General features: G+C 58.3%; 5 protein-coding genes and 3 pseudogenes. 5 read left to right on the top strand and 3 right to left on the bottom strand.

What is annotated here, in order from left to right; all coding sequences use genetic code 11:
* Positions 1-563 (bottom strand): aminotransferase class I/II-fold pyridoxal phosphate-dependent enzyme (locus WBB85_RS14330; protein WP_432639280.1); only part of this gene is annotated, 563 nt, incomplete at its 3' end.
* A 215-nt stretch (positions 564-778) separates the two neighbouring features.
* Here WBB85_RS14330 and WBB85_RS14325 point away from each other — a divergent pair.
* Together WBB85_RS14325 and WBB85_RS14320 are read left to right on the top strand one after the other, a co-directional pair.
* Positions 779-1,757: pseudogene (locus WBB85_RS14325) on the top strand (IS110 family transposase).
* A 413-nt stretch (positions 1,758-2,170) separates the two neighbouring features.
* Positions 2,171-2,368, top strand: a complete 198-nt coding sequence (locus WBB85_RS14320) for a hypothetical protein (protein ID WP_432639279.1) — start codon at positions 2,171-2,173, stop codon at positions 2,366-2,368.
* Between the two features lie 40 nt (positions 2,369-2,408).
* Here the strand turns inward: WBB85_RS14320 and WBB85_RS14315 are convergent, their stop codons facing one another.
* A complete protein-coding gene (locus WBB85_RS14315) occupies positions 2,409-2,762 on the bottom strand; it encodes a hypothetical protein (RefSeq protein WP_432639283.1) in 354 nt (117 codons plus the stop codon).
* Here WBB85_RS14315 and WBB85_RS14310 point away from each other — a divergent pair.
* The 3 genes and pseudogenes from WBB85_RS14310 to WBB85_RS14300 all read left to right on the top strand — a co-directional run.
* The gene (locus WBB85_RS14310; protein ID WP_432639282.1) at positions 2,679-3,737 is read left to right on the top strand and encodes a radical SAM protein; all 1,059 of its coding nucleotides are present in this window, start codon (positions 2,679-2,681) and stop codon (positions 3,735-3,737) included. The genes WBB85_RS14315 and WBB85_RS14310 overlap by 84 nt on opposite strands.
* 41 nt (positions 3,738-3,778) lie before the next feature.
* Entirely contained in the window at positions 3,779-5,191 is a 1,413-nt protein-coding gene (locus WBB85_RS14305; protein ID WP_432639278.1) for an FAD-binding oxidoreductase, read from the top strand.
* A gap of 347 nt (positions 5,192-5,538) precedes the next feature.
* Positions 5,539-5,854 (top strand): annotated as a pseudogene (locus WBB85_RS14300) (transposase domain-containing protein); the annotation flags it as partial.
* 26 nt (positions 5,855-5,880) lie between these two features.
* Here WBB85_RS14300 and WBB85_RS14295 read toward each other — a convergent pair.
* Positions 5,881-6,014: pseudogene (locus tag WBB85_RS14295) on the bottom strand (IS66 family transposase); the annotation flags it as partial.

Here is a 6,014-nt window from a genome sequence, read left to right as displayed (position 1 = left end):
GGCGTGGCAAAGACATTGTCGACAACGACATATGCGCCCACAGACCGCGCAATTTCCGAGACGGCGGCAATATCAACCAATTCGAGGGTCGGGTTTGCGATGCTTTCGAAAAATACTACTTTGGTTGTGTCCCGGACGGCGGACCGCCATTCGTCGATATTTGATCCATTAACGAATGTAACCTCGACGCCAAATTTGGACAAAATGCTGTCGACCACGTAGTGGCAGGATCCAAACAGCGCCCGCGCACTGACAACATGGTCGCCGGCTTCAAGCAAGGACATCAGCGCGCCGCTGACGGCGGCCATTCCGCTTGCGGTTGAAAACGCGGCTTCGGCGCCTTCGATGGCGCAGATGCGGTCATCGAACATGGATACCGTGGGTGAGCCGTAGCGCGCATATACGAATTCGTCGTCGCGTGGCTCGATAAAACGGCGCTCGGCGTCTTCGGCAGACTCGTAGTGAAAACATTGCGTTAGATAAAGCGCCTCGCTCAATTCGTCGAATTGGCTTCGTTTGAGGCCAGCCAGAATCGCTGCTGTCTGTTTACTGTAATTTGTCATGATTTGTCCCGCCGCAGTAGCAAACGCGTTGTCAACGCGTTCACCAATTGTTGGCTCTGTCTGTAACCGCATTGCGCGGGCAGTGCAACCAAAGCAAGATTGAATTTTGGTGGGTCAGAGTGCCAGCCGCCCGGCAAAATACAGTCGCAGATCATAAGCGGGATGCCGGACGCGCACCTCCAGAAAAGGTGATTTCTGAGCATATCAATCTCTAGGTGATCAGCGAGCATGGGAAGATCGTGAAGGCGGCGCAGACGGCCAGTGATCCCGCGGCGCTGTTGCACTGGATCAGCGAGCAGGAAGGCGTCATTGCGGCCATCGGGCTTGAGGCTGGCCCGTTGTCGCAGTGGCTGCATCGCGGGTTGTCTGGGGGGACAACCTGTCGTGCTTATGGAAACCCGGCAAGTGAAAGGCACCCTGAAGGCCATGCCGATCAAGACGGACCGCCGCGATGCCGAATGGACCGCACGTCTGCTCCACCTCGGCTGGTTCCGGCCGGGTCACTGCAAGTCGGTGTCGGCACAAGAGATTCGCGCTGTACTCACCTCCCGCAAGGCCGTGCAACAAGGGTTCATCACGCTGGAGATCTCCCTGCGCGGGCTGTTGCGGAACTTTGGCCTCAAGGTCGGCACCATATCTTGTGGCCGGTTCGAACAGCGGATCAGAGAACTGGCGGCAGGCAATCCGATGCTGGTAGCGGCAACCGAACCCATGCGCCGCGCACGGTCGGCGATGAGGCGAGAACTGGCAGGCCTTGAACGCCATGTCCGGCAACTTGCCCATGACGATCCCGCCTGTCTGCGTCTCATGTCGATGCCCGGGATTGGTGCGGTCGTGGCGCTGACCTACCGATCCGCCGTCGATAATCCTGATCGCTTCACATCCTCGAAGAAGGTCGGGCCGAGGGTTGGCATAACGCCATCTTGCAACCAGTCGGGCGAGCGGGATATCTCGGGCGGGATCACCAAGGCAGGCGACGTCAACCTGCGCCGCGCTCTGTGCCAGGCTGCCACCGTCATGATGCATCGCGGGCGGGCGACACGGCTGCGATCATGGGCGGCGAAACTCGCGCGCCGCCGTGGTGCCAAGCGCGCAATGGTAGCGTTAGCCCGGCGCATCGCTGTGATCCTGCACCGCATGTGGAAAGACGACACCGACTTCCGCTTCGATACTCCGACGCTTCATGCCGACTGAAGATACAGATTCCAGACTGCTGCCCGCCTGATCGCGGGCCTTCGAGGTCCCCCGGGGACCCGGTTCCGGTGGTGCCGTGCTCAGGATTGATCCCGATCTTGTCGAGCACGCCAATGAGATGGGTACACCGGAATTGCATTGAACCAGCATCATGTTGGCGGCCATCGCGCCGACCACGGACCGAAGCATGCACCCGGGTCGATCTCAAACGAATGATGCTAAGCGGGAAAGCATGTCAATCTTACGAAGAACAAAGCTGCAGTTCAGCGGCCCAAGCAGCATGTGCAATAGCGCTTGACGCGGACCGTCCCGTTACCGAAGTCCTGACCAAATGTTCCTTGAGTGTCGCGATAAACGTCGGCTATGTTCGCCCTTAGATAGAATCTTTTACATCACTGCAATCGGAAACATTCATGAGCATCCATTCCCAGAACACAGACCTAAACACGGCTTTGCACACACCCAAGGGCGGATATTCTTTTGTCGAAGCTCCATTCCCGACCTGTGATGACACCCACGACGTTTTGATCGAGGCAAGGGCAGAGTTCCTGAGCGACAAGCAGGTGAAAAGCGCGCTGTGCGGCGCATTGTTCAGCAGCTACCTGACCTGATTTCTCATCACAAAACAGTGGATGTATCCTTATGAAAACGTCAATCTACAACAACTGCCGTCCGGCAGAACATGCCGATCGCGCCCTGGCATTCAACAGCTTCAGCGGTGCATTGGTCGAAGTAAGTCGTGAGCAAGCCGATTTCCTGTCCGGTCAACATGCGTTTGATTCCGCTGGTTTGACGGGTAAGACAGCGGAATTGTTCAAGGACCTCTACAAGAACGGATTTGTCGTCGATGACGATGTCGACGAATTTGCGCTGCTCAAACGTCGACATGACAACGCCAAGCGCAGCCGCCACCAGCTTGATATCACCATATCGCCGACACTGGATTGCAACTTTGGCTGCTTCTACTGCTATCAGGGCCGCACAAAAGAACGGATGTCCCAGCAAACGCAGGACGAAATCATTGACTTCATCGCCATGTACGAAGGCTTGAAAGAGCTGAAATTGTCATGGTTTGGCGGTGAACCCCTGTTGTGCCTGGATATCATCGAAGCCATGTCCGAGCGGATCGAGGCCCTGTCGAAAAAGATGGGCTTTACCTATTCGGCGCAGATGACCACCAACGGTTACGATCTAGACAAGGAGCGGGTCGCGATCCTGCGCAAGTGTCACGTCGACAACTTGCAAATCACAATCGACGGCCCCCCGGATCTGCACGACAAACGCCGCAACCTGATCACCCGTTCGAATGGGACGTTCTGGCCGATCATCGAAGGGATCAAACTGCTGAACAAGGCAGGCAGCACCGTGATCATCCGGTCAAACGTTGACAAAACGAACATCGAACGTGTCGAGGAACTGATCAACATTCTGGATCAGGAGGGCCTGCACCAGAATTCCTTCTATCTTGGTCAGGTGAAACCCTACTCGGAAAAGGTCAAACGCGTTTCCAAGGTCTTTCTGTCCAAGGCTGAAATGGGCGAACACGACGCGCGGGTTCAGAAATATCTGGCGAAGAAGAATTTCAAGGCCACAGCCGATGTGCACTTTCCTGAACCCAAGAACACCTATTGTTCCGCGAACCGCACGCACGCCTATGTCATTGACCATGACGGCGAGACGTACAAATGCTGGGCCGAAATCGGCGACCATTCCCTAAGCCTCGGACAGGTGCGCGATCTGCCTCCGCCCGATCTGGCCGAAGAGGTCGTTTCGCCCTGCGCCCAGCGGTGGCACGACTGGTCGCCTTTCGACGAGGAAAAAGGCTGTTCGACCTGCAAGATGCTGCCAATCTGCATGGGCGGCTGCGCCTTCTCGGGCATGACAATCCTGAACAACGTGCCGGAATGCATCAAGTTCAAGTTCAACCTAGAAGAAACTCTGGTGAAAAAGGCGGCGCAGCTTCGCGCGGTTCCGGCATGAAGGCGTCCGGGATCAAGCAAGTCGAGGGCAGCGGCACAAGAATGAAGCCGTCCCGGGCGCTGGAATTGAATGTTCTGGCCGAATCTGGCCTGAACTTTCTGTCGATGACCCTGACCGCCCCACTGATCTTCCCCGAGGATGACGGGTATTTTGAAACGTCGCAAACCTTGAACCTGCGGTATGCCCACAAACGCCCGGCGGCCATCGCGCGGTGCAAGACGCCGGATGATGTGGCGCAATGTCTGGCCTTTTGCCACGAATACGATTTTCCCTTCGCCATGAAATCCGGAGGCCACTCTTACGCAGGATATTCCACGACCGACGGTTTGTTGCTGGACATGTCCGCGATGAATACCTGCACCTACGACCCTGACACCGGGATCCTCCACGTCGAAGGCGGCGCGCGCATCCTTGATGTGTTGACGACGCTTGAGCCTCACAATCGCGCCATCACCCATGGGCGGTGTTCGACGGTTGGCGTGTCAAGCATGGTCATGGGGGGTGGCAGCGGCTTTAACATGCGCCGCAACGGAATGGGCTGCGACAAGGTCGTTGCTGTGGAACTGGTCACGGTGGAAGGCGACCTGTGCACCGTGACGGCCGACAGCGACCCTGAGCTGTTCTGGGCCTGCCGTGGAGGCGGTGCCGGGCAATTCGGGGTGACCACGGGGCTAAAGATTCAGACCTTCCCGGCCACCAAGGTCACGGTTTTCAGCTTTGAATGGCATGACGCGCCGGCGAAAGCATTGCATCAGGTCATGACCTTGCTGAACGACTCCCCCAATGCCTTTGGCAGCCGGGTCGCGCTGGCACGGCGCTCGGCGGATCAGCCGGTTGTCGCAACCTGTCTTGGGCAGTTTCACGGCGATGCCGAAACGGTCCGGGCGTTCTTTGCGTCACTTGCGCCGTCAGACGTGTCGGAAATCCAGACACTGTCTTACCGCGACGCGCAGGTCTATCTCGACGAAGTGCTCGACCCGCTGTATTTCCACGAAAGCTCGATGTACGTGGCGGACACGCCCTGCCTGGACTTCCTGGAGCGGGGGCAAGCCTATTTGCAGGATTGGCCGGGGACTGCCGGAGAGGTTGATTTGCGTTACTTTCAGACCGGTGGCGTGATAAACGATGTTGCGCAGGACGCCACGGCCTTTCCACACCGCGACACCCGCTGGCTGATGGTGACCGGGCTGACTTGGGACGAGACGGACAGCAAGGACAGCATTGATCGCAGTCTGGCGTGGCAAAAGAAATTCTACGCCTCGGCTTTGCCAACCGGGACGGGCGGCTCATATGCCAATCTTCTGGACCCGACTTTGGACAAATGGGCCAATGCCTATTTCAAAGCGAATCTGGAAAGGCTGTCAGCGGTCAAGCAGCGTATGGACCCGGACGGCTTGTTGGCGCGCCCTCAGATGGTGCCGCTGCCAAAGAAACAGCTGGAACCGGCAGAATAGCGGTTTGTTTACTGACCTGCGCTTGGGGTGACACCTGAGTGACGTCAGACATGGTGCCGCCGATGCGGCGGGTCTTTGCCCCGGCCAGTCTTCTGGCCGGGGCTGTTTTGTCAGCGGCATTGCGTGTCCGAGATTTGCCGCATCCCCGCGCGGCGGAACACGCAGGCGCCGCTGTGCAACACGGTTGTTTCCGGATCGCAGATCAGCGGCGTATCAACCTCGTCCTTGTCGTCTTTTTTGACGACGCGCGGACCGCAGGTGACCGTCCGGTTATGCTGAAGGAAGTGTTCGACGGCGACGGCTCGGCGGTTGCCGCCGAGGGGCTGCGCCGGATCGCCGAATTCTACGAGATCGAGGCCGACATCCACCGTCACGGGGACGGATTGCAGACTTTCCTGCACGATGGGCGCGTCGAGATCGACTCCAACAGCGTCGAGAACCAAATCCGGCCCATCGCTCTGAACAGAAAGAACGCATTGTTCGCCGGGCACGACGAAGGCGGGCGCGCTTGGGGCCGCATCGCGTCGCTCATCGAGACCGCAATGATCAACGGCGTCGAGCCCTTCGCCTATCTCAAGGCTACCCTCGAGGCCATCGCCGCCGGCCATCGGCAAGGCCGCATCGACGATGCTCCTACCGTGGAACTTCAAGCCGTCAAGCTGAACCCGAGTGGGATGCAGCCGCCGCTTACCATGGTCGAGGTATGGGCGCAGCTTCTTGATCCGGGTCAGGGCGTAGCGGATGGCCTTGGCTAGTTCGGATTTGCCGGGGATGCGGGTCAGTTGCGCGGCGAGCCAGGCTTCGAGATCATCGAGGATCGGTT

The organism is Albidovulum sp. (assembly GCF_049646345.1).
In the GTDB taxonomy this organism is placed as follows: domain Bacteria; phylum Pseudomonadota; class Alphaproteobacteria; order Rhodobacterales; family Rhodobacteraceae; genus Albidovulum.
Note: the sequence above shows the minus strand (reverse complement) of the source record. Positions and strands in the feature narration are given on the sequence as shown.

What these genes read in the sequence shown, in the direction of transcription:
- WBB85_RS14320 (WP_432639279.1), top strand. Translation starts at nt 2,171, where the DNA reads ATGAGCATCCATTCCCAGAACACAGACCTAAACACGGCTTTGCACACA.
- WBB85_RS14305 (WP_432639278.1), top strand. Translation starts at nt 3,779, where the DNA reads ATGAAGCCGTCCCGGGCGCTGGAATTGAATGTTCTGGCCGAATCTGGC.